The following is a 25,492-nucleotide window of genomic DNA, read 5'->3' as shown; positions in this document are numbered from 1 at the left end:
AGGAGAGAATCATGTTTGATTATGAAACATTGCGCTTCATCTGGTGGCTACTGATTGGCGTGATTCTGGTGGTCTTTATGATCTCCGACGGATTTGACATGGGGATCGGTTGCCTGCTGCCGCTGGTGGCGCGTGATGATGATGAACGCCGGATAGTGATTAACAGTGTTGGCGCACACTGGGAAGGCAACCAGGTCTGGTTAATCCTCGCGGGAGGGGCATTATTTGCCGCCTGGCCCAGAGTTTACGCCGCTGCGTTTTCTGGATTTTATGTGGCGATGATCCTGGTGCTGTGCTCGCTGTTCTTCCGCCCGCTGGCCTTTGATTATCGCGGAAAAATCGCGGATGCACGCTGGCGTAAAATGTGGGATGCCGGGCTGGTCATCGGTAGTCTGATACCGCCGGTCGTCTTCGGTATCGCGTTTGGCAATTTGTTACTCGGCGTGCCGTTTGCTTTCACGCCGCAATTACGCGTGGAGTACCTCGGTAGCTTCTGGCAATTACTGACGCCATTCCCACTACTGTGCGGTTTGCTCAGTCTTGGAATGGTGATTTTGCAGGGGGGCGTCTGGCTGCAACTAAAAACAGTCGGTGCTATTCACCTGCGTTCGCAACTGGCGACCAAACGCGCGGCTCTGCTGGTGATGCTCTGCTTTTTGCTGGCGGGGTACTGGCTGTGGGTTGGTATTGATGGCTTCGTATTGCTCGCTCAGGATGTTAACGGTCCATCCAATCCGTTAATGAAACTGGTTGCGGTATTGCCTGGTGCCTGGATGAATAATTTTGTTGAATCGCCGGTATTGTGGATCTTCCCGCTGCTGGGTTTCTTCTGCCCGTTGCTGACGGTGATGGCGATTTATCGTGGTCGCCCCGGTTGGGGATTTCTGCTGGCGTCATTGATGCAATTTGGCGTGATTTTCACGGCAGGCATCACGCTGTTTCCATTTGTTATGCCTTCGAACATCAGCCCGATCTCCAGCCTGACGCTGTGGGATAGCACCTCCAGTCAACTGACGTTGAGCATTATGTTAGTAATTGTGCTGATATTTTTGCCTATTGTGTTGCTCTACACTGTGTGGAGCTACTACAAAATGTGGGGGCGTATGACAACTGAAACTCTCCGCCATCACGATCATGAGCTGTACTAAGGAGGGATGAACAATGTGGTATTTATTGTGGTTCGTCGGCATTTTGTTGATGTGTTCACTCTCCACCGTGGTGTTGGTGTGGCTGGAACCGCGTCTAAAAGGTTGATTTGACGCACAACGAACATAGGCCGGATAAGACGCGTCAGCGTCGTATCCGGCAATAATGCGAAACATGAAAAACGGAAACCTGGCGATGAAAGCGATATTGCTCCCCTTTTTTTCTCTTCTGCTTCCGTTAACACCACTACCTGCATACGCTCAGAGTGAGCCGGAACTGAAATTGGAGAGTGTGGTGATTGTCAGCCGTCATGGCGTGCGTGCCCCCACTAAATCTACGCAACTCATGCAGGAAATTACTCCAGACACATGGCCAGGTTGGCCGGTGAAACTGGGTTGGCTGACACCACGAGGCGGTGAGCTGATCTCTTATCTCGGACATTACCAACGCCAGCGTCTGGTGACTGACGGTTTGCTGGCAAAAAATGGCTGTCCGAAACCAGGTCAGGTGGCGATTATTGCTGATGTCGACGAACGCACCCGTAAAACAGGCGAAGCCTTTGCCGCCGGGCTGGCTCCCAATTGTGCAATAACCGTACATACCCGGTCAGACACCGCCAGTCCCGATCCGCTATTTAACCCGCTGAAAACCGGTGTCTGCCAACTGGATAAAGCGAACGTGACTGAAGCTATTCTTAACAGGGCAGGCGGCTCGATCACTAACTTTACTGATCATCGGCAAACGGCATTTCACGAACTGGAGCGGGTGCTTAATTTCACGCAATCAAGTCTGTGCCTCAAACGAGAGAAACAAGACGAAAGTTGTTCATTGACGCAAGTATTGCCGTCTGAACTGAAAGTAAGTACCGATAACGTTTCATTAACCGGTGCGGTGAGTCTGGCATCAATGCTGACGGAGATATTTCTCCTGCAGCAGGCACAGGGAATGCCGGAGCCTGGTTGGGGACGAATTACTGATTCACACCAGTGGAACACCTTGCTGAGTCTGCATAATGCGCAGTTTTATCTGCTGCAACGTACCCCAGAAGTGGCCCGTAGCCGTGCCACGCCCTTGTTGGATTTGCTCCTGACGGCGCTGACGCCACATAATCCGCAAAGGCAGAGCTATGGTGTTACGCTACCGACTTCGCTGCTGTTTATTGCCGGGCATGATACTAACCTGGCGAATTTAGGTGGGGCACTGGGACTTAACTGGACGCTGCCGGGCCAACCGGATAACACCCCGCCGGGAGGTGAACTGGTATTTGAACGCTGGCGGCGGCTAAGTGATAACAGTCAGTGGATTCAGGTTTCGCTGGTATTCCAGACCTTGCAGCAGATGCGTGATAAAGCCCGTCTGTCGCTTGATACGCCGCCAGGGGAAGTGAAGTTGACGTTGGCCGAGTGTGAAGAAAGAAACGCGCAGGGCATGTGTTCACTGGCGGATTTTACGCAAATCGTGAATGAAGCGCGTATTCCGGCCTGCAGTTTATAGTGCATAAAAAAGGGCATTCAGTTATCTGAATGCCCTCAGTTTTACTCTTTCTCTGAGTAACTATAACCGTAATAGTTATAGCCATAACTGTAAGCGGTACTTGCGCGTTTAACCACACCGTTGAGGATAGCGCCTTTAATATTGACGCCCGCCTGTTCCAGACGTTGCATTGACAAGCTCACCTCTTTGGCAGTGTTCAAACTAAAACGGGCGACTAGCAGGCTGGTGCCGACATAGCGTCCCACTACCGCGGCATCACTCACTGCAAGCATCGGTGGCGTATCGACAATCACCAGATCGTAATGGTTGTTCGCCCATTCCAGTAATTGACGCATCCGATCACGCATTAGCAGTTCTGATGGATTAGGTGGCACCTGACCATGGGTAATCACGTCAAATCCACCTTTACCAAAATGCTGAATCACGTTGCCGATCTCATCCTTACCTGCCAGATATTCTGACAAGCCATGTTCGTTACCCACGGTAAACAGGTTATGCGAATAACCACGGCGTAAGTCGGCATCAATGAATAACACTTTTTGATCGGACTGGGCGATCACCGCCGCCAGGGTAGAGCTGACAAATGTTTTACCACTGTCTGGCGTCGCACCGGTGATCATAAGAATGTTATTCTCAGTCTCCATCATAGCGAAGTGCAGGCTGGTACGTAGTGCACGAACCGCTTCTACAGCAGAATCCGCCGGGTTATCCACTGCCAGGAAGGGGATATTTTTAGTACGGTGGCGCTGCTGATTAGAAAATAAACTTTTCTTGCGCAAACGGGTACGCTTATCCAGCCATTCTGACATCGGGACAGTGGCATAAACGCTGATTCCGTGTTCTTCTAGCTGTTCCGGCGCTTCTACACCACGACGCAACATCGCGCGCGCCAGCACGGCACCCACCGAAATAAACAGGCCGAGAATAAACCCAAGCACCACATTTAACGCTTTTTTCGGTTTCACTGGCTGCGGCTGAGTGACTGCCGGGTCGATAATCCGCACGTTACCAATCGCACTGGATTTCGAAATATTCAACTCTTGCTGGCGGTTAAGCAATTGCAGATATACTGCACGGCCCGCTTCTACGTCACGGCTTAAACGCAATACTTCCTGCTGGGTGGAAGGCATTGCCGATACCCGCTTATTCAGGCGTTTACGTTCTTGCTCCAGCGTCTGGCGTTTTTCCAGCAACGCACGATAGGTCGGGTGATCTTTCTTATACAGTTGGGAGATCTCTGCCTCGCGGAAGGTCAGCTCATTGAGTTGATTATCAACGTTAACAATCTGCTCAAGAACGGCTTTGGCTTCCAGGTTAAGGTCAACCGAATCGCGTTGCTGGCGATAGACGTTGAGTTTTTCTTCCGCCTGGTCCAGCTCGCTGCGCACTTCAGGCAGTTGGCGCTGTAAGAATTCAAGGCTTTGTGAATCCTGCGCCGCCTGGCGAGCGATATTCTGTTGCAAATAGTTGTTTGCAATGCTGTTCAGAATACGGGTAATCAACTGGGGATCGTCGCCGGTCATGGTGAGCTCCAGCATCCCGCTTTCTTTACTGCGTTCGCTAACGGTAAAGGTTTCCTGCAACGCGTTAATCGCTTCCAGTTCGGTACGCTGGCTCAGGATAAACTGCGTTCCAGGTTCGGCCTTAATGTCCGCGATAGTCAACGCAACGCCATTTTTTTCCAGACGCTGACCGACCATACCGTTGACGGTAAACCCTTCACCTTCCAGCGTATAGTGGCCGTTTTCCCCAACAGTCAGCGTCAGTTGCTGATCCTGACCATTCAGTTGCGGAATATGCATCCAGCTAATCGCCAGTTCACCGGGGTTTTCTTTGGTTAATCTCGCCCAGCCGCGACCAACAATCGGAAAATACTTCTGCTCAACAATATTACGCAGATTCAGTTCAGCAATGGTTTTGCCAAGAATCATGCGCGATTGCAGCAGTTGGATCTCCGGCGCTGACTCCGGCGATGAGTTAGGGATCATATCGCTCAGGCCGCTGAGAATGGCGTTGCCTTGTTTCTGCTCAACCTGAATCAGCGTATCCGCCTGATAAATCGGCGTGCTTAATAGTGAGTCGGCGACAGCTACCAGCGTGAACAACACGGTCACACTGATAATAAACTTACGGTGATCCCATAACTCGCCGACCAGACGAAGCAGATCGATCTCATTTTCCTGAGTGCTACCTGGCGACGTATTCATATTTTTAGTTGTCATCGTATTTTATAAACTCAAATTACCGGCTGAGACGCTTCGCCCATTCATGACTGGCGCGCTCCAACATGCCGTAAACATGTTCAAATGCGTTCTGGCTTTTGCGATAAGGATCGGGGATCTCTTTTTGCTCCAGCCATTGCCCAAATAACATCGTCTTCCCACGGACTTCGGGAGCTATCGCGGTAACCTGAGCAATATGTTCTGATTCCATTGCCAGAATCAGATCGTAATTTCGTGCCATATCAGCGGTGAGCTGACGGGCGGCGTGACCTTCAAGCGACACGCCATGATTAGCAGCAACATCTGCCGCTGTTGCATCTGCAGGGTGTTTTACCAGACCATGAACACCTGCTGATTTGACTTTTACTCCTGGCAGACGTTTACGCAGCAAGCGCTCGCCAATGGGCGAACGGCAAATGTTGCCAGTACAAACCACCAGGATAGAGTTAAATTTTAGTTGGGCCATGTTTGAATCCACCGTGAAGTCTCTGTCAGGTCATGCACCCCGGAAATCGTCGGTACCAGCAGAGAAATCACACGGTTCCAACGAGCCAGCGGTGCAGTAGTGACATAAACAATGTCGTAAGGTTCAAGCTGGAATTCCGTTCCGAGTATCATTGCTGATGCGTCCTTCGCATTCAGCTGATAAATATTGGCGATTTTGCCATTCTGCTTGTTCTGCGTTGCACGAATAACAAAAATCCCCGTCGCATCGGCGACATCCTGATTCATACCTTCGGCGTTGCCTAAGGCTTCCGCCAGCGTCATACCGCTGCGGTCCATTTTCAGCGTGCTCTGTTTACCCACTTCGCCCATCACGAAGACTTTCAGGTCATCGTTGCGCGGAATGAATAAAATATCGCCCGGGTGCAGCAGTTTGTTCTGACGCAAGTCGCCACGCTGCATCAGCGCATAGAGGTTCACTTTGGTCTTCACGCCATTCTGGGTGAGTACCACGTTGCGCCAGTCAGCATCTGCGGTCAGACCGCCCGCGGCGTTAATCGCATCCATAATGGTTAGTGGGATATTGGTAATCGGTTGCTGGCCAGATTTACTCACTTCGCCGGTAACGTATGCTTTTTGCGAACGGAACGCTGCGACGCTGACATCGACCTGCGGGCTTTCAATAACTGCATCCAGGCGCGCGGTAATTTCATCGCGTACCTGGGTGAGGGTTTTTCCAGCCACTTTCAGGCGACCAATATAGGGATAGAAAATCGCGCCATCGGCGTTAACCCAGTTACCCGTATCACTGGCGCTACGGTATTGCCCCGCGGGAGTGGTCAGTTCCGGGTGATCCCAGACCGTAACCATCAGCACATCGCCAATGCCGATGCGATATTCATAGTTTGCGATTTGTTGCTCCAGCTCCGGGTTAGCCTGCGACATAATCGGCTTTGCGCGTAGCTGCTCAATCAACCCAGGTGTGACAGGATAGATATTGACCATTTTGTCCAGGTCATACTGATTGTCAGGTAACTCGATGACATCCTTATTACTGGTCGATAAATTCTGACCAGGAACAAGGGTACATGCTGTCAAAGACAGAACAGCCAATGTCAGTACCGAAAACTTAAAAATGTTATTTTTCATTGGGTTATATTTATCAGTCAATGTAACGTTATGAATCGCGCCAGGTTATTGTCCAACCGGTACTTCTCGCTCTGCCGTCATTGGATAGAGCTGGTATTTGCGTGACAGCATTTGCCCACCGTCACGCGTCAATGGTGTCCACGAAACCACCGCGCGGTTGCGGTTAGGTCCAATGGTCATCAAGTCGAACGGAATCGAGATATAAAAACCTTTGCTAAAGCCGCCTTCGCCGTAGTCATCTTTCGACACGTTACTGATAGCTGCCCAGACCCCTACCGCCACGCCGCTATCAAAGCGTTTGGCGACGTCGATAGTTGCCCCTTTGTCTTTTGCCAGGTATTGCCCAACGCTGAGTTTCATCAGCACTCCGTTGAGCGTCGGCGGGTTCCAGTAAGCCGTCACGAAACCTGTTGGCGTGGAATAATCGGTGAAGCGCATCATGTTGTCCCAGTCACGCTGCTTCACGTAGTTAACGTCCACACCCAGCGCCCAACTGGCATCAAGCGGACGATAAAGCAGCTCGGAACCCACACCGGCATACATCGTTTCCAGATAACCGCCATACACCTGGCCATAGAAACCGTTGCCTAAGTCGGCAAAGTAGTTAGCCTGCAAGTTGTTGAGATAGACGTCATTGCGAACGTAATCACGAATATGTGTGCGCACGCGGGGCAGAGTAGAGTCTGCAGGTAACAGCGAAGACTTAAACTTGTCGTAGTTGTTGTAAATATTGGTGAAAATACCGCCATCAAACAGCAGGTGATCGGTAAACCAGTAACGGGCGCTGGACATCAGCCCCAACTGGAACATATAGAAATCTTCCGGACCGCCCAGCGACTGCGAAAGTGTTGGGTTGAAAGAGTAGCTAAACCGATCTTCACGAATACGGTAGCCCCGACCAAAGGCAGAAAGATCTTCAGCCTCAACGCGCTGTTGTTGCAGTTGCTCTGGTTTACCCGGCGCAGTGCCCGCCAGTTGTTTACGCAGGCTGGCTACGTCGGTTTCGGTAGTTACCATCGCCATATGCTCACGCTTTTGCGTCACACTAATCTTCTCGACACCTTGCGGCAGGTTATTTACCAGAATCCGGTTGGCGCGATCAACTGCTTCGCGTGAGTCACGATATTTATATTGCTGACCAGACATATAAAGCGTCTTATCACGCAGTTGAATTTCTGGCGCGTCAAAGCCTGCGTTGTACTTCAGCGCAGTAAGTTGGTTCGCTACCGTGGTGTACTGCAACCCTTCAGACTCTGGCGCAGGCTGCCAGGCCGGTTTTGGTGTATCGCGCAGGGCAGGGCGCAATTCGTTGAAATTGGTCCGTAAAGTGAAGCCAAACATCAACGTGTTACCACGTTCATAACTCAGGTTAAGATCTGCCCAGTTGGCAGCGCGATAAACTGCGCCAACGTTGAAATGACTTGCTTGCGGCAGTTTGCCAGCAAAATCATTCTGGTAATTGTTGCCGTCGTATTCGAGTTTCAGACGCAGGGGATTCCACGGCGTTTGATACTCAATACCGCCAAAAATGGAGGCCGGGCCACGAAAGATGTCGCTAAAGCTGATATCGCCTGCATCGTGGGATTCAGCACGATGACAATATTTATCGCTCACCCGGCAAAACGGGTTGGTAATATTGCCCGCATTCCCGGCATAACCCCAAGCCATCCCGAGAGTGAGATCAAACGGCCCCGCTTGCTTGCTGGCCACCAGATACTCACCGTCAAACAGACCCGTACCCGCAATATCACGTTTACCAAACGCCACTTGCGGTAGCCAGTAACCTTCTTCCCACAGACGAAGTTTAAAATCGAAAGATTTATCTTTGTATGACTGATCGCCGCTGAAATCTTCCCACTGGCTATATTTGCGCGTGCGCACATCCGTATAACGAATAGTTCCTTCCAGCCACGGGAACAGCGCTATGGACGTGGAGTAGAAACGGTATTGGTCGTTATCCCGGTAGTTGACGCTAAATTCACCTTCCGGCGCGATGCGTGCATTAGGCATCTGCAACAATCCTGTGCCGCCAAAGTCTGATTGCGATGAACCCAGCGGATCCGGGTAGGTAAACACTTCTGCATGACAGGCACTGGAGACAGCAATAGCCAGGCAGCTTAAAAGATAAGAGTTCTTCTTCATCAGTCAGGAACACGTTGCGTTAAAACAGACACAATCTGGTCATTTAAATCAGCATACTTTTTGGGCAGAACATGTGCGGGAAAACCCAACCAAAGCTGGCTGCCTGGCGGTGGTTCCATATGCCTTTTATTCCACAGAGCGACAGGGGCGACGACAGTCTCACCCTCAGGCGTAATAACGATAACGTTATTCTTGTCTGCGCCTGCCAGACGGGTATGATCTTGTAGATAATCGGTAACACTATGGCCCGTCTGCCAGGGCAGTTGCCCAGCCCCGGAAACAGCGCCCAGCAGAGTGATAGTCACCGGACGCTGTACGGTATAGAGCGTATAGTCACCGACCAGTGGGGGATTGCTGTTCTCATCGACTCGCACAAAATCAGGGTCCAGTTTGACCGGTAAGCGGCCAGTGATATTGAGATTGAGCAACTGCTGGCGCACGAATTTAATCGTGGTCGCCACATCATCATCAGCTTCTGCTTCCCAGGAAGTCAGTTGTGCCATGACATGTTGATAGTCTTTAATCGCTTTGTTTTTTGCTGCGGAGTCGGTCAATAGAGCTCCAGGCCACCAGAGGCGATCGCGCAACTGCGGTTGTGTCACCAACTGGACAACATTCTCCACGGGGCCAACGGAAAGTGTCTGTTGTTCGCCAGGTAGATAAATAGTCACCGTTCCTTGCGCAAAGGCATGGGGCGTCATCACGTAAAGTACGCTGGCAATGAAATACGACTGTAATTTATTCATGGTGCGGGTTTAAGAAACGTCATTTCCACGGGAATTACCCCTGCGCCTAACATTTGCCGACTTTGACGAACTTGGCCAGTAGCCGAATCGACCCAGAATGTGTTCTGCCATTGCTTTTCCGGTTGCGTAGACGTTACGTCTTCCTGCCAGACATTGCATAACACATCGCGACCCGCAATATTCAGCGTCTCCAGTCCAACAAAGGAAAAAGTAGAGCTGACGGTCGCAGAGCGAAAATGGTTGTCTTCACTCCAGAGAATTTCTCGTGTCCAGCGACTGCCATCTTTTAATGCCAGCGCGTTACGCAGAGGATCCTGCCAGGAATTTGTCACTTCCAGCAGATTATTATTAAGTTTGACGGTTTTTAAAAGACGTCCATTGTGGGTAACCAACATGGCGTTATCCTGGGATAACCATTTGCTTTTTTCTTGTTCTATATATCCCAGCACCACAAATATTCGTTGCCCATTATTCAGGCGTAAATACATGGTGGAATAAGGCAACGCCTGGATGTGTTGATCCGCTACGATGATATCCTGATTATCGAGAATGCTGGCACGAAATGTATCGACCATACTTTGCTGGCTGTGAATACATCCCACCAGAAATAGTGCGAATATCGATAAAATAAGAGGGCGCACCTTTAATCCTTGAAAGGTTAATTTAAAAAATGCAAATCTCTAAAACCCGGTGGGAATATCGCAACCGGGCATTATTTAACTTAAGTTTCGACGATTTCAGGCAGAATTAACGCGTAGTAGACGTCGTGGTCGAAGTATTGTGAGAACCGCCGTCGCCATTGTCGTTTGCTGCTACTACTGCCAGGGTCGCTACACCAACAGCCGTTGCCACACCTACAGCAGTTGCTGTGCCGATAGCGCCAGCAGCCACGCCGCCAGTGGTTGCGGCAGTTGTTGTTGCGCCGGTAGTGGTCGCCGTTGTGCCAGTAGTACCAGTCGTTGTCGTGCTCGCCTCGGCTGCGTTTTCTGCTCCAGGTGCAGCAAACGCAGCTGGCGTCGTCAACATGAAGGCCATAAAGATTGCAGAAAGCTTGTGTTTCATAACTTTTCCTTTATTCATCGCATGAACAATACGTACGCTTGAGATCAGGATTGTCAACTTTGAGTATAACATCCTTGTGGAACCTCTCTTTCCACATACAGCCGGCACAATAAACCGCGAGTGGGAAAGGCGCGCAAAGGGAAATATAAGGTTGTTAACGATTTCCCTCTGGAAATACGACTTGCGAGCATAAGATAAATCTCAGAAAAATACAAATTAAAGATGAGAAAATAGTTAAGAAAGCCACTAATTATTGCTGATGATATAGTTACGCGCAGTATTATAATCGCGAATTAAATGGCGTTTATAGCTATTAGCCGCGGACAGGTTCGGTTTATTGGGTTAATTACATGGAGGAAATATAACTCAGGTTACAATGCAGTTATTGATTGTTTGGCTATATAAATAGAAACAAATCAGAATTCAGAGCCATATTAAGAGAGATAAACATTTGCCGCTGTTGGTCCACGCAGGCCATTAACGCGGCAAAACTCTACGCGTAACCCTGGTATAAGTACTTCTGCGTCGCGGGGGCTGAATGCGGAAATATGGACCTGGACTTCTTTACGACCGTCGGAGGGGATGATGAATCCTTTGCCGCTTTTGCGATCAAAGGTTTTGACAATTCCTGTCATTTTACGGGACAAACAAATTCCTTACTAAAAATACTGCGCTGCACTATACGGTTTTAAAAAAATAAAGCCAGCGATATTTAAGACCGCCGGACGGCTAAAATAAATTTGCTTAATTATGTGTATCATGCGTTAATAGCTGCGTCGGTTTGAAAGACAGACAGCATACAAAGTAGTTTACTAAAGCAGTTCTCATTATCAGGCATTATCCCCTTCTTTTGAGTCTCTCTCCTGAACACTAAGTAGTTTCTGTATTAAAGCCCTGTTTGCCGAAAGGCCCAAAATGAAGGAAGTAAAATATGTCTAATAAAATGACTGGTTTAGTAAAATGGTTTAACGCAGATAAAGGTTTTGGCTTTATCACTCCTGATGATGGCAGCAAGGACGTCTTCGTTCATTTCACCGCCATCCAGAGCAATGAATTCCGCACTCTGAATGAAAATCAGAAAGTCGAATTTTCTATTGAGCAGGGGCAACGTGGTCCCTCGGCAGCGAACGTTGTTGCGCTCTAAGGTTGCCGTTATTACTCAACATCTCCATTTCCGCTGTCCATGTTGTCATGGTTCACAGTACCGCACATCGGCATTCGATGTGACGGAGCGAAATCCTTTGGGAGCTAAGTGTATTTTCTGTAAATCGACGATGATCACCTTTGATAACGTTGCTTTACAAATACGCACAGACCATGCGCCACTGGATTTCACAAAATAATATCAGGCTCCCTCGCGGAGCCTTTTTTATATCTTCTGTTTGCACTCATCCCTGTATGCATATTGAGCGATAACCTACTGATTATTGAATCTTTCAGGCAGATAGCTTATAACTTTTGTTACCTGAACAGGGAACCAACACCTTACTGGCGTGTTGCTGCCTTTTAAGACCAGAAGAGGTTAACAGTGAATATTGAAGAGCTAAAAAAACAAGCCGAAACAGAAATCTCCGACTTTATTGCGCAAAAAATCACCGAGTTAAACAAGAGCACAGGGAAAGAAGTCTCTGAAATTCGCTTCACCGCGCGGGAGAAAATGACCGGGCTTGAAGGCTATGACGTCAAAATCCAAATAATGTGATTTTGTGGACATCACCCCAGCACGAGGTGATGTTCCGCTTGTCACTCTGTTAATGACCAATCATTGCCGCCCGTGGAATTAAGCGTCGGTACAATTCCTCTGGCACCGGGCTTTGCCATACACCTGCATACATCGCGTAACCAATCACCGCGAACATAATTCCCAATATCAGTAGTGTTATTAGCCAGCCAGATAACGCAAAAGTTTTTTTATTTATCGCGGGGTTTCGCAGCGAAAAAGTTAATGTTGAGGCGACCGGGCATGACTCGATGCAGGTCATACAGCCGGTACATTCCACCGTTCTAACCTGGATTAATTTATCGACAGGGATCCGTGACGGACAATTATTTGCGCATTTGCCGCAGTCGATACAACTTTCGGCATTGCGACGAATCTTAAACGGCGATAATAGCGAAACCAGTCCCATTAACGCGCCATACGGGCAGAGATAACGACACCAGGCATGGCGAATAAACAGGCTGGCAATCAGCAAAACGATCACGCTGATTAACGTCGCTGTCCCCATATGACGAAAGAAATCGAGCATTTTAACATCCATCACCACGCTGTAGGGCGATAGCATAAAATAGTGAATCGCCTGAGCGGGCATGAATAACGCGATATAGAGAAAAAAACTCAACAGCAGATATTTCGCCGCACGCAGAGGAATATCCAGCCAGAGAGGAAGGGTAAATTGCCGACCAAACAGTTTTTTCCCCAGATCGCCAATTAACTCAGATAGCGTACCAACCGGGCATAGCCACGAACAAAAGGCTTTTTTCAGCAGCAAGCTGATAATGATAAAAGCGACCAGCAACAGCATCGCGGCGGCGTGCACGGAAGGTAACTGGCCTGTTTCAAGGCTGTATTTCAGATTCATCAGACCGGCAATAGGGAGCCAGCCTTCAATACCACCTGGCCTTGCGATAAAAGGCGTACTACCTGCCGTTTCGTAATAGCGCACCCAATACCAGGAGGTGATGGCAATATAAATATTGATTGCCAGCAGTAATAATTGCGTCGCTTTACGCCAGGTCGTGGCATTGCGCCAGTCATTCCACGGTAATTTACCGCCCGTTGTGCCTGGCCGCCGCTGCCAGCGGATTCTTTTTTTCTCAGCCATGATTTTGCCAGTCCATTAAGTTGCATGCTAAATGCTACTATTCTAAGTCTTCTTATCTGGCTGATATTGATTCAAATCGCGTTCAGGTCTTTCTTATTCAACCACTCTTCCAGAGCCGCGATACTGCGTGTAATTTCTTCGCGCGGCAGGAGAGCGGCTAATGGTTCCCGCTCAAGTTGCCCGCACAACTGGCTGGCACTGCGCATTCCCAGACTGGCGCAACTACTTTTTAGCTGGTGCGCAGCGCGTTTGATTTTCTCGCTGTCGTGTCTGGCGCGAGCAGTGTCTATTTCATCAAGAAGCGGCAGGGTATGTTGTTTAAATAATGTCAGCCATTCGTGGATCTTATCCGCTCCCATTAACTGTGCATCTTCATTGAGTTGCGATACATCCAGCGGCTGATCGTTATTTTTTTGCTGGTGGAGATAGTGCGCCAGTAACTGACCGAGCACTTCACGCGGCACCGGTTTAGGGATAATTCCGCGAAATAGCGAACTGGTACGCTGGCGCAACGTTTCGTCGATGACATGGGCGCTAAAGCCAATCAAAACCAGCGACGGATATTGCAGCGAAAGTTGCCTGGCAAGTGTAATGCCGTCGATATCCGGCAGATCAAAATCCACCAGCGCGGCAGCAAACGATTCACTATTTTGCAGCGTCTCTAAATCCTGCGTGGCATTTCCAACGGCAGTGACCTGAGCACCACTGGTGTTCAGTATTTCGATGGTAATACGCTGCGTTAGCGGGTTATCTTCAATTAACAGCAAGCGTAAACCATCCAGATGCACCGCCTGATTGACTATTTTAGGTGCTGGCGCGGTGGCAACGCGTAACGGTAACCGTAAGCAAAAACAGCTTCCAACCCCCGGCGTGCTTGTGGCGATCAGTTCGCCGCCCATCGCCTGGGCCAGGCTGGTACTGATCGTCAACCCCAGTCCACTGCCGCCGCGTTTACCACTCACCTGAACAAATGGCTGGAAGATATCAGCCAGTTTCGCGGGATCAATACCACAGCCGCTGTCTTCCACTTCGACCAGCCATTGTTCGCCATCAGTGCGGCTACGCAGGACAATCTGCCCCTCGTCAGTGAAACGCAGGGCATTACTCAACAAATTGGTAATAACCTGGCGAATACGTCGCGGATCACCCATTAACGCGGTCGGTACATCGTCGGCAATTTCCGTTGCCAGTCGAATCGGACGACCTTTCACCCGCCCGCTCATTAATTGCAGGGTACTTTCCAGCAGCGGGCGCGGTTCATACGGTTCATCGCTGACCGAGACATTCTTGCCACCTGCTTCGATAGCCGAATAATCGAGAATATCGTTAAGGATGGTCAGCAATGATTCGCCAGAATCGGTAATTGCCCGCAAATCATCACGCTGGGCGTTAAGCGCCGGGTTATCCGCCAGCAGTTGAGCGGTGCCGAGAATGCCGTACAGCGGAGTGCGGATCTCATGGCTCATTGCCGCCAGAAACGCCGATTTTGCCTGACTGGCTTTTTCTGCTTCCGCCCGTGCCAGCCGGTGTTCTACTACCAGTTCCTGCAATTCGGCAGTGCGCGCTTTGACCTGCGCTGCCAGTTGTTCGCGGTGGCGATTAAGCGCATGAACACTACTGCGAAAAGCATCCATCAGCCGCCCGATGGTATCCAGCTCCCGCACGCCAGCGGTTTCCGGGAAAGGGGAGTCGATATCGCCGTCCAGCAGGCGTTGCAGTGCCTGCGTTTGTTCGGCAAGTGGGCGCGTGACTGAACGATAAACCACGCGCCAGAGGATCAGAATCAAAGAGCAAAGGGAAACGACGCCCAGGAGTAGCAGATTAAACCGCACATGTTCACTGGCGCTTTCCAGATGTGTCAGTCCGACCCGATTACGTTGTTCAATGGTTGCGACTAACTGATTAACCTCGTTGCTGAACTGCGTAAACTGCACAATATTATTTTGCGTCAGCGTCTGCAGGTGAGTATTAAGCGTATTTTCCCGTTGGTACAGCGCCAGTAATTCGACATATCGCTGTACTGTCTCCAGCGCCTTTTCAGCCTGCGCGCGAATCGGGGGAGCTTTAATGCGTCGTTGTTGAAGTTGCACCCTGTTAAGGGCGTTTTTCAGTTGAACAGGTAGTCTGTTGTTATTTTTTTCACTCTTCTCCAGCTCCAGTTTCATAACGAAATGCTGTATTTGCAGAGCGCTAAAGCGCATTTCGTGCATCTGCCTGACGTACTCACGATCGCCAGAAATCCATTGCTCGACGGCGCTCTCCGCCGGCCTGCCATGATTGTGGCCAAACACACTTTCCGGGCCAGACTGGGGCGTTGCGGTGGCGATTGCTATGTAATGGGTCTGGGATTGTGCGATATTGGCGATTTCTCCGGCAGCGGCGACGATTTGCTGGCTGAGTTGTTGCTGTTGATCGTGTAGTTTCAGCCGCTGGCCGACCAGTTCACCCTGCTGGCGTAGCGAGCGGTCAGTCTCATTGGCTTGCCGTTCAATGGCTATCGTGTCAAACCCTTTCTCGCGCAGGCCCTGTAACAGGCTGTCAATTTTCAGCTTCTGCGCCGATAACATCCTCCCCTGGAATTGCCACATCTCTGCGCTATCCGTATTGTTCAAATTTTGGGCGGTAAAGAGCTCCCACGCGCTGGCCTCACTCAACTGACGAGCCATATTCATGGTCGGGATCAGAGCCAGAGTATTGGTCTGGGCGCTTTGGGTGAAAACGCGCAGGTTATACCAACCTACAAAGATACTCACCAGAGTCAGCAATGCCATCAGGGCAAACGCCATCCACAATCTTTTGGCCAGAGTGAAAATCATCGTTGGTGCACCACATTACCTGAACCGGTGGATTAATAGACTTCAGCGGCTAAGAAATATCCTTCGCCATGCTGCGTGACTAACAGGTTGGCGCTGAGTTTATGACGCAAACGGCGGATCAGCACGTCCACGGTGCGCAAATCGGGGTTTTCCACCCGCCGGGCGGAGAGCATACGCAGCAGTCGTTCGCGGCTGAGGATCTCGCCAGGATTAGTGACAAAGGCCACCAGCATTTCATATTCCGCACGGGTGAGTTTGATCTGCCTACTGTCCTGGTCCAACGTGTGGCGTGAGATATTCAGACAATATCCCGCAAAACGATAGCAGTTATCCTGAGTGAGAGCGTTGGCCTGGCGGGCCAGATCGATACGCCAGAGCAGATTTTTTACCCGTACCACGAGTTCACGCAGCTCCAGCGGTTTGATGACATAATCATCGGCACCCATCTCCAGCCCGACAATTCGATCAATGGGATCGCTGCGCCCGGTCACCAGAATAATCCCTACCGTTGAGCGTTCGCGCAGTGCCCGGGTAAGCATCAAGCCGTTTTCATCTGGCAGGTTGATATCCAGCAGAATGAGATCAACTGGCTGGTTTTCCATAATTTCCCGTAACCCGTCGCCGCTTGCTGTGATCGACACGAGATACCCTTCCTGGGTGAAGTAGCTTTGTAAACGTGCCTGCGTCACAGGCTCATCTTCAACAATGACAATATGGTGTGACATCCTGCCTTCTCGAGCTTCCTGTTCATATCCATTCATATGCTGTCATAAGCCATTCATCCTGACGAGTGCCGCTATTCATATTTGCTTATTAAGATCACAGTTGCCAAATTATATTTTTACAGGAGTTATTATGAGACGACTATGGAGTGCGCTTCGTCGACCAAGTGCGCGTTGGTCGGTGTTAACGCTGGTGCTGATGGGGATTATGATCGGTATTGTATTGATTGTATTACCTCATTTCGGGATCAAGGCCACCAGCAATACTGAGTTTTGTGTCAGTTGCCACAGTATGACGCCGGTGTATGAAGAATATAAACAGTCGGCGCATTTCCAGAATGCCTCCGGCGTACGCGCCGAGTGCCATGACTGCCATGTTCCGTCAGATTTACCGGGAATGTTGAAGCGGAAACTGGAAGCGAGTAATGAGGTTTATCAGACTGTTATTGGTCACTCCATTGATACCCCTGAGAAATTCAACGCCAAACGCGCAGAACTTGCCGAGCGTGAATGGGCGCGGATGAAAGAGAACAATTCAGCGACCTGCCGTTCCTGCCATAACTACGATGCGATGGATCATGCGAAGCAGCATCCGGAAGCCGCGCGTCAAATGGCCGCCGCAGCGAAAGAAAATCAGTCCTGCATCGACTGCCACAAGGGTATTGCCCACCAGTTACCGGATATGAGCAGCGGCTCGCGTAAACAGTTCGAAGAACTACGCGCCAGCGCCAGAGATGATAAAGAAATCCTCTATTCGATTGATATAAAACCTCTTTACGCAGCAAAAGACGATAAAGACGCGGCAGGTTCTCTGTTGCCGGCCTCTGAAGTGAAAGTGCTTAAACGTGACGGCGATTGGTTGCAGGTGGCTATCACTGGCTGGACGGAAAACGCTGGAAGTCAACGAGTTCTGACCGAGTTACCAAGCAAACGGATTTTTGTCGCCTCCATTCGTGGCGATATCCAGCAGCAGGCGAAAATGCTGGAGAAAACGACTGTTGCTGACACCAAAACCGAGTGGAGTAAGATGCAGGCCATCGCATGGCTGAAGAAGGGCGATATGGTTGGCGACATCAAACCGATCTGGGCCTATGGCGATACGTTGTACAGCAACGCCTGTAAACAGTGCCACGGCGCGTCAGCAACCACCCATTACGACGCCAACGGTTGGATTGGTCAGATCAACGGCATGATTGGTTTTACCAGCCTCGATAAACGAGAAGAACGCACCATGCTGAAATATCTGCAAATGCATGCGTCGGATACCGCAGGGAAGTCTCACAGCGATAAGGAAGGAAAATAATGAAAAATAAAGACATTTTTCAGGCATCACGTCGGCGTTTTCTTACCCAGCTTGGCGGCTTAACGCTGGTCGGGATGCTGGGGCCATCGCTGTTAACTCCACGCCGTGCTAACGCAGCACAGGCTGTTACGGTTAAAGAGGGGATTCTGACCGGGTCGCGCTTTGGGGCAATCCGTGCCACGGTAAAAGATGGCCGTTTTGTCGCCGTAAAGCCCTTTGAACTGGATAAATATCCGACGAAAATCATCGCCGGGTTGCCGGATCACGTCCACAATTCGGCGCGCATTCGTTACCCAATGGTGCGCGTTGACTGGCTGCGCAAACGCCATCTGAGCGACACAACCCAGCGCGGCGATAACCGTTTTGTCCGCGTCAGTTGGGATGAAGCCCTGGACATGTTCTATGAAGAACTGGAACGGGTGCAAAAAACCTATGGCCCCAGTGCGTTACTGACCGCCAGCGGTGGGCAATCATCCGGTAAGTTTCATAGCGCCGGGGGAATGTTGTCGAAAGCCATCGCCCTACATGGCAATAAAGTGAGTACCGGCGGTGACTATTCCACCGGGGCTGCACAGGTGATCCTGCCGCGGGTGGTGGGATCAATGGAAGTTTACGAACAGCAAACGTCCTGGCCGCTGGTGTTGCAAAACAGCAAAGTCATCATTATGTGGGGCACCGATCTGGTGAAGAATCAGCAGGTCAATTTCCGCTGCCCGTCTCACGATGTTTATGAATATTACGAGCAACTGAAAGAAAAGGTGGCGGCGGGCGAAATCGAAGTCATCAGCATCGACCCGGTGGTCAGTTCAACGCATGAATATCTGGGGCGCGAGCACGTTAAACATATTGTTGTTAACCCGCAAACCGATGTGCCGCTACAACTGGCGATGGCCCATACCCTGTACAGCGAAAATCTGTACGACAAACAATTCATTGCTGATTATTGCGTCGGTTTCGAGCAATTTCTGCCGTATTTGCTGGGTGAGAAAGACGGCCAGCCGAAGGATGCCGTCTGGGCAGAAAAGCTGTGTGGCATTGACGCCGAAACGATCCGCATGCTGGCGCGGAAAATGGCGGGCACAAGAACGCAAATTATGGCTGGCTGGTGTGCCCAACGTATGCAGCACGGCGAGCAATGGTCATGGATGATTGTGGTGCTGGCGGCAATGCTCGGGCAGATTGGCCTGCCGGGTGGCGGTTTTGGTTTTAGTTGGCACAGCAGCGGCTCAGGCGTGCCAGGCCGTAAAGGGATTATCCTGAGCGGTTTTCCTGGTGCCACGAAAATTCCGCCAGTTCATAACAACAACGATTACAAAGGTTACAGCAGCACTATCCCAACGGCCCGTTATATCGACGCCATTCTGGAACCGGGGAAAGAGATCAACTGGGACGGAAAAACAGTCAAGTTGCCGCCGCTGAAAATGTGTGTTTTTGCCGGGACCAACCCGTTCCACCGCCATCAGCAGATTAACCGCATTATCGAAGGCTGGCGCAAGCTGGAGACGGTGATTTCCATTGATAACCAGTGGACCTCCAGTTGCCGCTTTTCCGATATTGTATTACCCGCAACCACACAGTTTGAGCGCAACGATCTCGACCAGTTTGGTGACTATGCCAGCCACGGGCTGATCACCACTAAACAGGTGGTGCAGCCGCAATTTGAGGCGCGCAACGACTTTGATATTTTCCGCGAGTTATGCCGACGCTTTGACCGTGAGGAAGCCTTTACCGAAGGACTGGATGAGATGGGCTGGCTCCGGCGCATCTGGTATGACGCGCTCCAGCAGGCCAAAGGGCTCGGCATCCATTTATCTACCTTTGATGAGTTGTGGAACAGTAAAGAGTACGTGGTATATGACCATCCGCAGATGTTCGTGCGTCATCAGGCGTTCCGCGAAGATCCTGATCTTGAACCGCTGGGGACGCCGAGCGGTCTGATTGAGATCTACTCGAAGACCATTGCCGACATGAACTATGACGATTGTCAGGGGCATCCGATGTGGTTTGAGAAAATCGAACGCTCTCACGGTGGGCCTGGTTCGCAGAAGTATCCGCTGCATCTGCAATCAGTACACCCGGATTATCGCGTCCACTCGCAACTGTGCGAATCCGAAACCTTACGTCAGCATTACAGCGTAGCGGGCAAAGAGCCGGTATATATAAGCCCACAGGATGCCAGTGCGTATGGAATTGCTAACGGCGATGTGGTGCGTGTTTTTAACGATCGTGGCCAGGTGCTGGCGGGAGCAGTGGTGTCTGATTTCTATGCGCCAGGCGTGATACGGATCCATGAAGGTGCCTGGTATGATCCGGACAAAGGCGGCGAGATTAATGCGCTGTGTAAATACGGTAACCCCAACGTATTAACGCCTGACATTGGCACCTCGCAGCTAGCGCAGGCTACCAGCTCACACACGACCATAGTGGAAATTGAAAAATTCAGCGGTCAGGTTGAGAAAGTGACGGCGTTTAGCGGCCCCATCGAAATGGTGGCGCAGTGCGAATATGTTCCGGCGTCGCAGGTGAAATCATGACTTCCTTGACGGCACAACAGACTGCCTGCGTCTACGACTGGCTGGCGCAGTTGTTTTCCCGTGAACTGGACGATGAACAACTGACGCAAATCGCCAGTGCGGAGATGGCTGAATGGTTTTCTTTGCTGAAAAGCGAACCGCCGCTGGCTGCGGCGGTGGACGAGCTGGAGAAAAGCATTGCTGCCCTGGTGGTACGTAACGACGCCCGTCTGGAACTGGCCGCTGATTTTTGCGGCCTGTTTCTGATGACCGACAAGCAAGCGGCGCTGCCGTATGCATCGGCCTACAAACAGGACGAGCAAGAGATTAAACACTTGTTGGTTGAGGCGGGCATGGAAACCAGTAGCAACTTCAACGAACCGGCAGATCATCTGGCGATTTATCTTGAGTTGTTGAGCTATCTGCATTTTTCACTGGGGGAAGGGAAAGTTACCACACAAAAAATCAACAGCTTACGGCAAAAAACGCTGGCGGCGCTGCGATCATGGCTACCGGAATTTGTAACGCGTTGCCGTCAGTATGACAGCTTTGGTTTTTACGCGACACTAAGCCAGTTATTGCTGGTGCTGGTGGAGTGCGACAACCAAAACAGATAATGCCGTTTGTAGGCCTGGTAAGACGCGTTAAGCGTCGCATCAAGCATTATGGCACAGCCGCCGGATGCGGCGTGAACGCCTTATCCGGCCTACGGAACAGTGATCTTTGTAGGCCTGATAAGACGCGTTAAGCGTCGCATCAGGCAACAAACTCACGGATGAGCCACAAACCGGGAAAGCCGTTGGCGCAGCAGGCGGTTTTCCTGTTTCAGATGTGCGATATCATCCATTAACGTTAGCGCCACCGCGATCCCCGGCCAGTCAAGCGCCAGTTCCTGACGCAGACGTACCGCGCGTTGCACCACAATGGCGGCATGGTCGTCAAACACCCAGGTCGTTTCCTGAATCTCACGCGGTTCAACTACGCCTAAACCGACAATTTCATTCAACTCCTCTTCAGAAATGCCGGTATGCAGGCAAAATTCAGTAATGGTAAAAGTCACCGTAACGTTAGCCATTATGCTTTCCCCCAATCTTTACGTGGATCAAAAGACGACTGGGCGTCTGCCAGTTGTTGCCACAGCGCAGCAGTGTTTTCATCAGGTTTCGGCGGCATGACGATTTTCAGCACCGCATACAGGTCGCCGGTCTGTTTTTTACCGACCAGACCTTTACCTTTAACGCGCAATCGTTGTCCGGCCTGACTGCCTGGTGGGATGGTCAGCAAAATGCTTTCTTTCAGTGTTGGAACGGTGACTTTAGCTCCCAGTGCCGCTTCCCACGGGCTAACCGGCACCACAATTTCCAGATCCTGACCGACAATATCAAACAACGGATGTGGCGCAATATGAATCACCAGCCACAGATCGCCATTCGGACCGCCGTTTTCGCCCGGCGTCCCCTGGCCTTTCAGGCGGATACGTTGACCATTGCCGACACCCGCCGGGATCTTCACATTCAGCGTTTTCGGGATTTCCTGTTCGATCATGCCAAAGGCGTTATAAACCGGCAGGTTATAGCTGATGGTACGCTTATGCTCAGTAAGCGTTTCTTCAAGGAATACCGCCACTTCGATTTCAATGTCGTGGCCACGTGTGGCGGGGCGCTGGCGGCTCTGACGGGCATGCTGACCGAAAATTGACGAGAAGATATCGTCAAAATCTTCGGCGTTGAAACTCTGGCCGTCACCATGCTGGAACTGACGGTTAAATTGCGGATCGTTGCGATGTTGCCACATCTGATCATATTCAGCGCGACGTTGTTCATCACTCAATACTTCCCAGGCTTCAGCGACCTCTTTGAAGCGGGCTTCGGCATCGGGTTCTTTGCTGACATCAGGATGGTATTTGCGGGCCAGTCGACGATAGGCGGTCTTGATTGTCTTGAGATCGTCCGTCGGTTTCACGCCCATGATGGCGTAATAATCCTTTAATTCCATAGCGTTATCTCGCGTAAATCAATACAGACAAAGGGAAACCCCTGACAAGGTATCAGTGTTAAGTGTAGGGGAAATCAGAAAAAATCGTAGGTCTGTGACGAAACATAACTAAAAATGATATTTTCAGCCTGAATGTTGGCAGGTAAAAGAGGGGGGCGTTTACCCTTCATGGATGCCCCATGACTACGTTGCCAGGGGGCTGAAAACGGGGAACTTATCTTGCTTTTACTGCCGTGACCATCACTTCAACCAGAATCTCCGGGCGAGCCATCTCAGCTTGTACGGCAGCACGGGCTGGGCTATATCCTTCTGGTATCCAACTAACCCATACGTCGTTGAAATCGGCAAAATCGCGGGTAATATCTTTTATCCATACCTGCGCGGATAAGATATGAAATTTATCACTGCCAGCCGCCGCAAGTAATTCGTCGATTTTTTCCAGCACTTCGCGCGTTTGTTGCGCGATGTCTGGGGTATTGCTTTTCGGTGTCTGGCCGGAGAGAAAAACAAGGTTGCTATATTCCACGCTGGCGGCCAGACGCGGCTGTGGGTTATTACGTTTGATATTCAAGCTGATTGGCTCCATGTCAGTCCATCAAGTGAAATTGCAGGATCTTCGCCCGACAGCAGAGCGCCTAACACCACAGCACTACCTGCCGCCAGCGTGAAGCCCAGACTGCCCTGACCAAGATTCATCCAGAGATTTTGATACTTCGCCCGTCCTAATAGTGGCGGACCCGCAGGAGTGGATGGACGCATACCTGTCCATAATTCGGCATCATCGATACCTTGCAGTTGCGGAAAACTGGAGGCTACGATCTGTTTTAAGGCATCAATGCGTTCAGGGCGCAGTTCATTACCGTCATAGCCAATATCGACCATGGCGGCGATACGCAACCGGTCACCGAGTCGGGCATAGACAATTTTATGACCATAGTCGGTGACACTGATTTGCGGTGCGATCCCCATTTTTTGTGGGAAAGGGAGTGTCAGACTGTAACCTTTCAGACCGCAAAGCGGTACGTGAATCCCGGTTTCGGTAAGTAAATGTGTGCTGCCATTTCCGGCGGCAACGACATAATCATCAGCAATCAGCGTTCCTGTACTGGTGGTAATGGAGACTATGCGCTCACCTTTTTTATTCAACTGCAAAACTTCACAATCGGTCTGTAGCGAAAAATTCGCGCTGGCATTAAGTTTGGCAAGTAATGCCTGGCAGAACTTATAGCAGTCCGCCGTTTCATCGCCGGGAGAATAAATACCACCGCACAGGGAATTACCAATATGCTTTAGTGCGGGTTCAAGATGAACGCACTCTTCGCGTAATAGAGTCTGTTGAAAATGCGGATTAATGCCTTTTGCCGCTTTGGCTAAATCTTGCTGGCGGCGATGAATAATCAGTTTGCCAGAACGGCGCCAGTGGAAATCATCAAGATTATCCTCCAGCAACCATGCTTCCATTACCTGACGACTTAATAGTGATAAGCGTAAAATATGATCGCCATTGAGTTTATTTGTCCGGTTATTGCAGGCCAGTAAAAACGCCAGCAACCAGCGCCACTGACTTAATGACATGCGCAAACGCATATTCAGTGGAGAGTCACTTTTCCCCATCCATTTAAGCCCCTGTATCGGTACGCCTTTATCCGCCAGAGGGGCAACGTAACGATAACTGAGTTGCCCACCGTTAGCGAAACTGGTGGCGACGCCTGCCTGGCTGTTGCGTTCTAACAATTGTACCTGATGGCCCTGTTTTACCAGGACCCATGCTGTCGCCAGACCAATGACCCCGCCGCCAATAACTACAATGCGTTTTTTCATCACCTGAGATATCCACCGCTAATAAATGCGTTGGGGTTATGTCAAAACATTTAGGCCTGAGGAGCAATTGACTTTTTATTTTCAGGGTATAACTCAAGGTTAATGGCTCGCAGTTGCTGACGTAATTGCTGGCAGAGGAAATCAACAAATTTTTGTGTAATGGGGCTAAGTGACACGTCGGCACGACGTAGCAAACAAAGATCAATTTTCATTGGTGGTTCGATGGGGTGAATTGTTTCTGCCGGGAGGTTATGACGGGCAGAGAAAATATCGGTAATACTGCATCCCATTCCTCGTTTTACAAATTCAGTCGCCATGTAATAGGTCTGGACATTCAGGCGCGTTGTCAAAAAATCACGCCGTTTGGCTATGGCATTGGAAAGGGAATGTGGGCCAGGAGAAATCCAGCGTTGTTGGTCAATCTTGTCTATTTCTACCGCGCCCTGGCGATAGTCCCGGTCGATATAAACCAGCGGAACTTCGGCTATCAGTGTCGTCATAATCTCCCCCTGTTGAATCGGCTGTAGCGTCAGGGCCAGATCAATCTCACGCAGATCAAGTTTTTTAACCAACGTTTCAGTGTGCTCTGTCGTCAGTGTCATTACCAGATTTGCATTCTGCTGGTAAAACGCAGTGACTATTTCGGGCACCAGGCTTAATCCTAGGCTTGGCAGGCATCCCAGGGCTATTCTGGCTCGGGGATCTCGCGTCAGGTTATCGGCCAGCAGTCGCAGGTTATCGAGTTCGTGATAAATCGACTGCGCTTTTTCAAAAAGTGTGATCGCTTCGCTGGTTGGAAGAAGCTTGCCACGCACTCGCTGAAAGAGCTGAAAACCGAGTTTTTGTTCAGCGTTTTTTAACGCTTTACTGGCGGCCGGTTGGGAAATATTCAGCGATTCCGCTGCACGTGAAAGTGTTTCGCATGTCATCACGGCATAGAAGATTTCCAGGTGGCGCAGTTTCATTAAGAGTTAACCCAGAGTTATAGACGATAGATAAAAAGTCATTTCATGGTAACACCAAGTTAACATAAATTTAATCTGTAACGCCTGTTCTGGTAACAATGCGTTATTTGCCCACCTAAAAGGGGTT

Annotated in this window: 25 protein-coding genes and 1 pseudogene; 10 read left to right on the top strand and 16 right to left on the bottom strand. The window is 50.4% G+C overall.

The window, feature by feature from the left end:
* Window positions 1–11 precede the first annotated feature (11 nt).
* From appB to C1192_RS07325, 3 genes are all read left to right on the top strand, one after another.
* Complete coding sequence (appB, locus tag C1192_RS07335; protein ID WP_016261889.1) at window positions 12–1,148, top strand: cytochrome d ubiquinol oxidase subunit II; 1,137 nt, start codon at window positions 12–14, stop codon at window positions 1,146–1,148.
* A gap of 13 nt (window positions 1,149–1,161) precedes the next feature.
* Window positions 1,162–1,254 (top strand): cytochrome bd-II oxidase subunit CbdX, encoded by a 93-nt coding sequence (cbdX, locus tag C1192_RS07330; RefSeq protein WP_000270307.1) that lies wholly within the window; start codon window positions 1,162–1,164, stop codon window positions 1,252–1,254.
* Window positions 1,255–1,341: 87 nt separating this feature from the next.
* Window positions 1,342–2,640 carry an AppA family phytase/histidine-type acid phosphatase gene (locus C1192_RS07325; protein WP_052463042.1) on the top strand — a complete coding sequence of 433 codons (1,299 nt, stop codon included), beginning with the start codon at window positions 1,342–1,344 and terminating at the stop codon, window positions 2,638–2,640.
* Window positions 2,641–2,681: 41 nt separating this feature from the next.
* Here C1192_RS07325 and etk read toward each other — a convergent pair whose 3' ends face one another.
* The 8 genes from etk to cspH all read right to left on the bottom strand — a co-directional run bounded on the left by etk (window position 2,682) and on the right by cspH (window position 11,052).
* Window positions 2,682–4,862, bottom strand: coding sequence for a tyrosine-protein kinase (etk, locus tag C1192_RS07320; protein ID WP_038355276.1), 2,181 nt, complete (start codon window positions 4,860–4,862; stop codon window positions 2,682–2,684).
* Between the two features lie 19 nt (window positions 4,863–4,881).
* Window positions 4,882–5,328 (bottom strand): protein-tyrosine-phosphatase Etp, encoded by a 447-nt coding sequence (etp, locus tag C1192_RS07315; RefSeq protein WP_038355275.1) that lies wholly within the window; start codon window positions 5,326–5,328, stop codon window positions 4,882–4,884.
* A complete protein-coding gene (locus C1192_RS07310; RefSeq protein ID WP_038355274.1) occupies window positions 5,316–6,455 on the bottom strand; it encodes a polysaccharide export protein in 1,140 nt (379 codons plus the stop codon). Before C1192_RS07310 ends, etp begins: the two co-directional genes overlap by 13 nt.
* 45 nt (window positions 6,456–6,500) lie before the next feature.
* The gene (locus C1192_RS07305; RefSeq protein ID WP_038355273.1) at window positions 6,501–8,597 is read right to left on the bottom strand and encodes a YjbH domain-containing protein; all 2,097 of its coding nucleotides are present in this window, start codon (window positions 8,595–8,597) and stop codon (window positions 6,501–6,503) included.
* Window positions 8,597–9,343 carry a capsule biosynthesis GfcC family protein gene (locus C1192_RS07300; protein WP_038355272.1) on the bottom strand — a complete coding sequence of 249 codons (747 nt, stop codon included), beginning with the start codon at window positions 9,341–9,343 and terminating at the stop codon, window positions 8,597–8,599. The genes C1192_RS07305 and C1192_RS07300 overlap by 1 nt, the downstream gene beginning before the upstream one ends.
* Entirely contained in the window at window positions 9,340–9,984 is a 645-nt protein-coding gene (gene gfcB, locus C1192_RS07295; protein WP_038355271.1) for a lipoprotein GfcB, read from the bottom strand. Before gfcB ends, C1192_RS07300 begins: the two co-directional genes overlap by 4 nt.
* A gap of 106 nt (window positions 9,985–10,090) precedes the next feature.
* Window positions 10,091–10,405: a hypothetical protein gene (locus tag C1192_RS07290; RefSeq protein ID WP_038355270.1), complete on the bottom strand. Its 315-nt coding sequence runs from the start codon at window positions 10,403–10,405 to the stop codon at window positions 10,091–10,093.
* 434 nt (window positions 10,406–10,839) lie between these two features.
* Window positions 10,840–11,052: a cold shock-like protein CspH gene (cspH, locus tag C1192_RS07285; protein WP_000087760.1), complete on the bottom strand. Its 213-nt coding sequence runs from the start codon at window positions 11,050–11,052 to the stop codon at window positions 10,840–10,842.
* Window positions 11,053–11,336: 284 nt separating this feature from the next.
* Here cspH and cspG point away from each other — a divergent pair, with 284 nt between their 5' ends.
* The 4 genes and pseudogenes from cspG (at window position 11,337) to C1192_RS07270 (ending at window position 12,107) form a co-directional block, all read left to right on the top strand.
* Entirely contained in the window at window positions 11,337–11,549 is a 213-nt protein-coding gene (gene cspG / locus C1192_RS07280) for a cold shock protein CspG (protein ID WP_000066492.1), read from the top strand.
* A 10-nt stretch (window positions 11,550–11,559) separates the two neighbouring features.
* Window positions 11,560–11,748 carry a cold shock small protein YmcF gene (ymcF, locus tag C1192_RS07275; RefSeq protein WP_071524879.1) on the top strand — a complete coding sequence of 63 codons (189 nt, stop codon included), beginning with the start codon at window positions 11,560–11,562 and terminating at the stop codon, window positions 11,746–11,748.
* Window positions 11,723–11,915 (top strand): annotated as a pseudogene (locus C1192_RS25480) (protein YmcE). The gene ymcF and the pseudogene C1192_RS25480 overlap by 26 nt, the downstream one beginning before the upstream one ends.
* 18 nt (window positions 11,916–11,933) lie before the next feature.
* Window positions 11,934–12,107, top strand: a complete 174-nt coding sequence (locus tag C1192_RS07270) for a GnsA/GnsB family addiction module toxin (protein WP_001019201.1) — start codon at window positions 11,934–11,936, stop codon at window positions 12,105–12,107.
* A 49-nt stretch (window positions 12,108–12,156) separates the two neighbouring features.
* Here the strand turns inward: C1192_RS07270 and C1192_RS07265 are convergent, their stop codons facing one another.
* The 3 genes from C1192_RS07265 to torR all read right to left on the bottom strand — a co-directional run bounded on the left by C1192_RS07265 (window position 12,157) and on the right by torR (window position 16,771).
* Window positions 12,157–13,230 (bottom strand): 4Fe-4S binding protein, encoded by a 1,074-nt coding sequence (locus C1192_RS07265; RefSeq protein ID WP_038355269.1) that lies wholly within the window; start codon window positions 13,228–13,230, stop codon window positions 12,157–12,159.
* A 71-nt stretch (window positions 13,231–13,301) separates the two neighbouring features.
* The gene (torS, locus tag C1192_RS07260) at window positions 13,302–16,046 is read right to left on the bottom strand and encodes a TMAO reductase system sensor histidine kinase/response regulator TorS (protein WP_072041594.1); all 2,745 of its coding nucleotides are present in this window, start codon (window positions 16,044–16,046) and stop codon (window positions 13,302–13,304) included.
* A 32-nt stretch (window positions 16,047–16,078) separates the two neighbouring features.
* Complete coding sequence (torR, locus tag C1192_RS07255; protein WP_038355268.1) at window positions 16,079–16,771, bottom strand: two-component system response regulator TorR; 693 nt, start codon at window positions 16,769–16,771, stop codon at window positions 16,079–16,081.
* Between the two features lie 130 nt (window positions 16,772–16,901).
* On the opposite strand from torR, the gene torC reads away from it, so the two are divergent.
* From torC to torD, 3 genes are read left to right on the top strand one after another with little or no spacing between them, the layout of a single operon-like run.
* Entirely contained in the window at window positions 16,902–18,071 is a 1,170-nt protein-coding gene (gene torC / locus C1192_RS07250; RefSeq protein WP_038355267.1) for a pentaheme c-type cytochrome TorC, read from the top strand.
* Window positions 18,071–20,605, top strand: coding sequence for a trimethylamine-N-oxide reductase TorA (gene torA / locus C1192_RS07245; protein ID WP_038355266.1), 2,535 nt, complete (start codon window positions 18,071–18,073; stop codon window positions 20,603–20,605). The genes torC and torA overlap by 1 nt, the downstream gene beginning before the upstream one ends.
* Window positions 20,602–21,201: a molecular chaperone TorD gene (gene torD, locus C1192_RS07240; RefSeq protein ID WP_038355265.1), complete on the top strand. Its 600-nt coding sequence runs from the start codon at window positions 20,602–20,604 to the stop codon at window positions 21,199–21,201. The genes torA and torD overlap by 4 nt, the downstream gene beginning before the upstream one ends.
* A 152-nt stretch (window positions 21,202–21,353) precedes the next feature.
* Here torD and cbpM read toward each other — a convergent pair whose 3' ends face one another.
* The 5 genes from cbpM to admX form a co-directional block, all read right to left on the bottom strand.
* A complete protein-coding gene (gene cbpM, locus C1192_RS07235; RefSeq protein WP_000024563.1) occupies window positions 21,354–21,659 on the bottom strand; it encodes a chaperone modulator CbpM in 306 nt (101 codons plus the stop codon).
* Entirely contained in the window at window positions 21,659–22,579 is a 921-nt protein-coding gene (gene cbpA / locus C1192_RS07230) for a curved DNA-binding protein (RefSeq protein ID WP_000420635.1), read from the bottom strand. Before cbpA ends, cbpM begins: the two co-directional genes overlap by 1 nt.
* 214 nt (window positions 22,580–22,793) lie before the next feature.
* Window positions 22,794–23,150, bottom strand: coding sequence for a RidA family protein (locus C1192_RS07225; RefSeq protein ID WP_024191856.1), 357 nt, complete (start codon window positions 23,148–23,150; stop codon window positions 22,794–22,796).
* Entirely contained in the window at window positions 23,147–24,400 is a 1,254-nt protein-coding gene (locus C1192_RS07220) for a D-amino acid dehydrogenase (protein WP_038355264.1), read from the bottom strand. Before C1192_RS07220 ends, C1192_RS07225 begins: the two co-directional genes overlap by 4 nt.
* A 50-nt stretch (window positions 24,401–24,450) precedes the next feature.
* Window positions 24,451–25,365: an HTH-type transcriptional regulator AdmX gene (gene admX / locus C1192_RS07215; protein WP_038355263.1), complete on the bottom strand. Its 915-nt coding sequence runs from the start codon at window positions 25,363–25,365 to the stop codon at window positions 24,451–24,453.
* Window positions 25,366–25,492 lie beyond the last annotated feature (127 nt).

The organism is Escherichia marmotae (assembly GCF_002900365.1).
Taxonomy (GTDB): domain Bacteria; phylum Pseudomonadota; class Gammaproteobacteria; order Enterobacterales; family Enterobacteriaceae; genus Escherichia; species Escherichia marmotae.
Note: the sequence above shows the minus strand (reverse complement) of the source record. Positions and strands in the feature narration are given on the sequence as shown.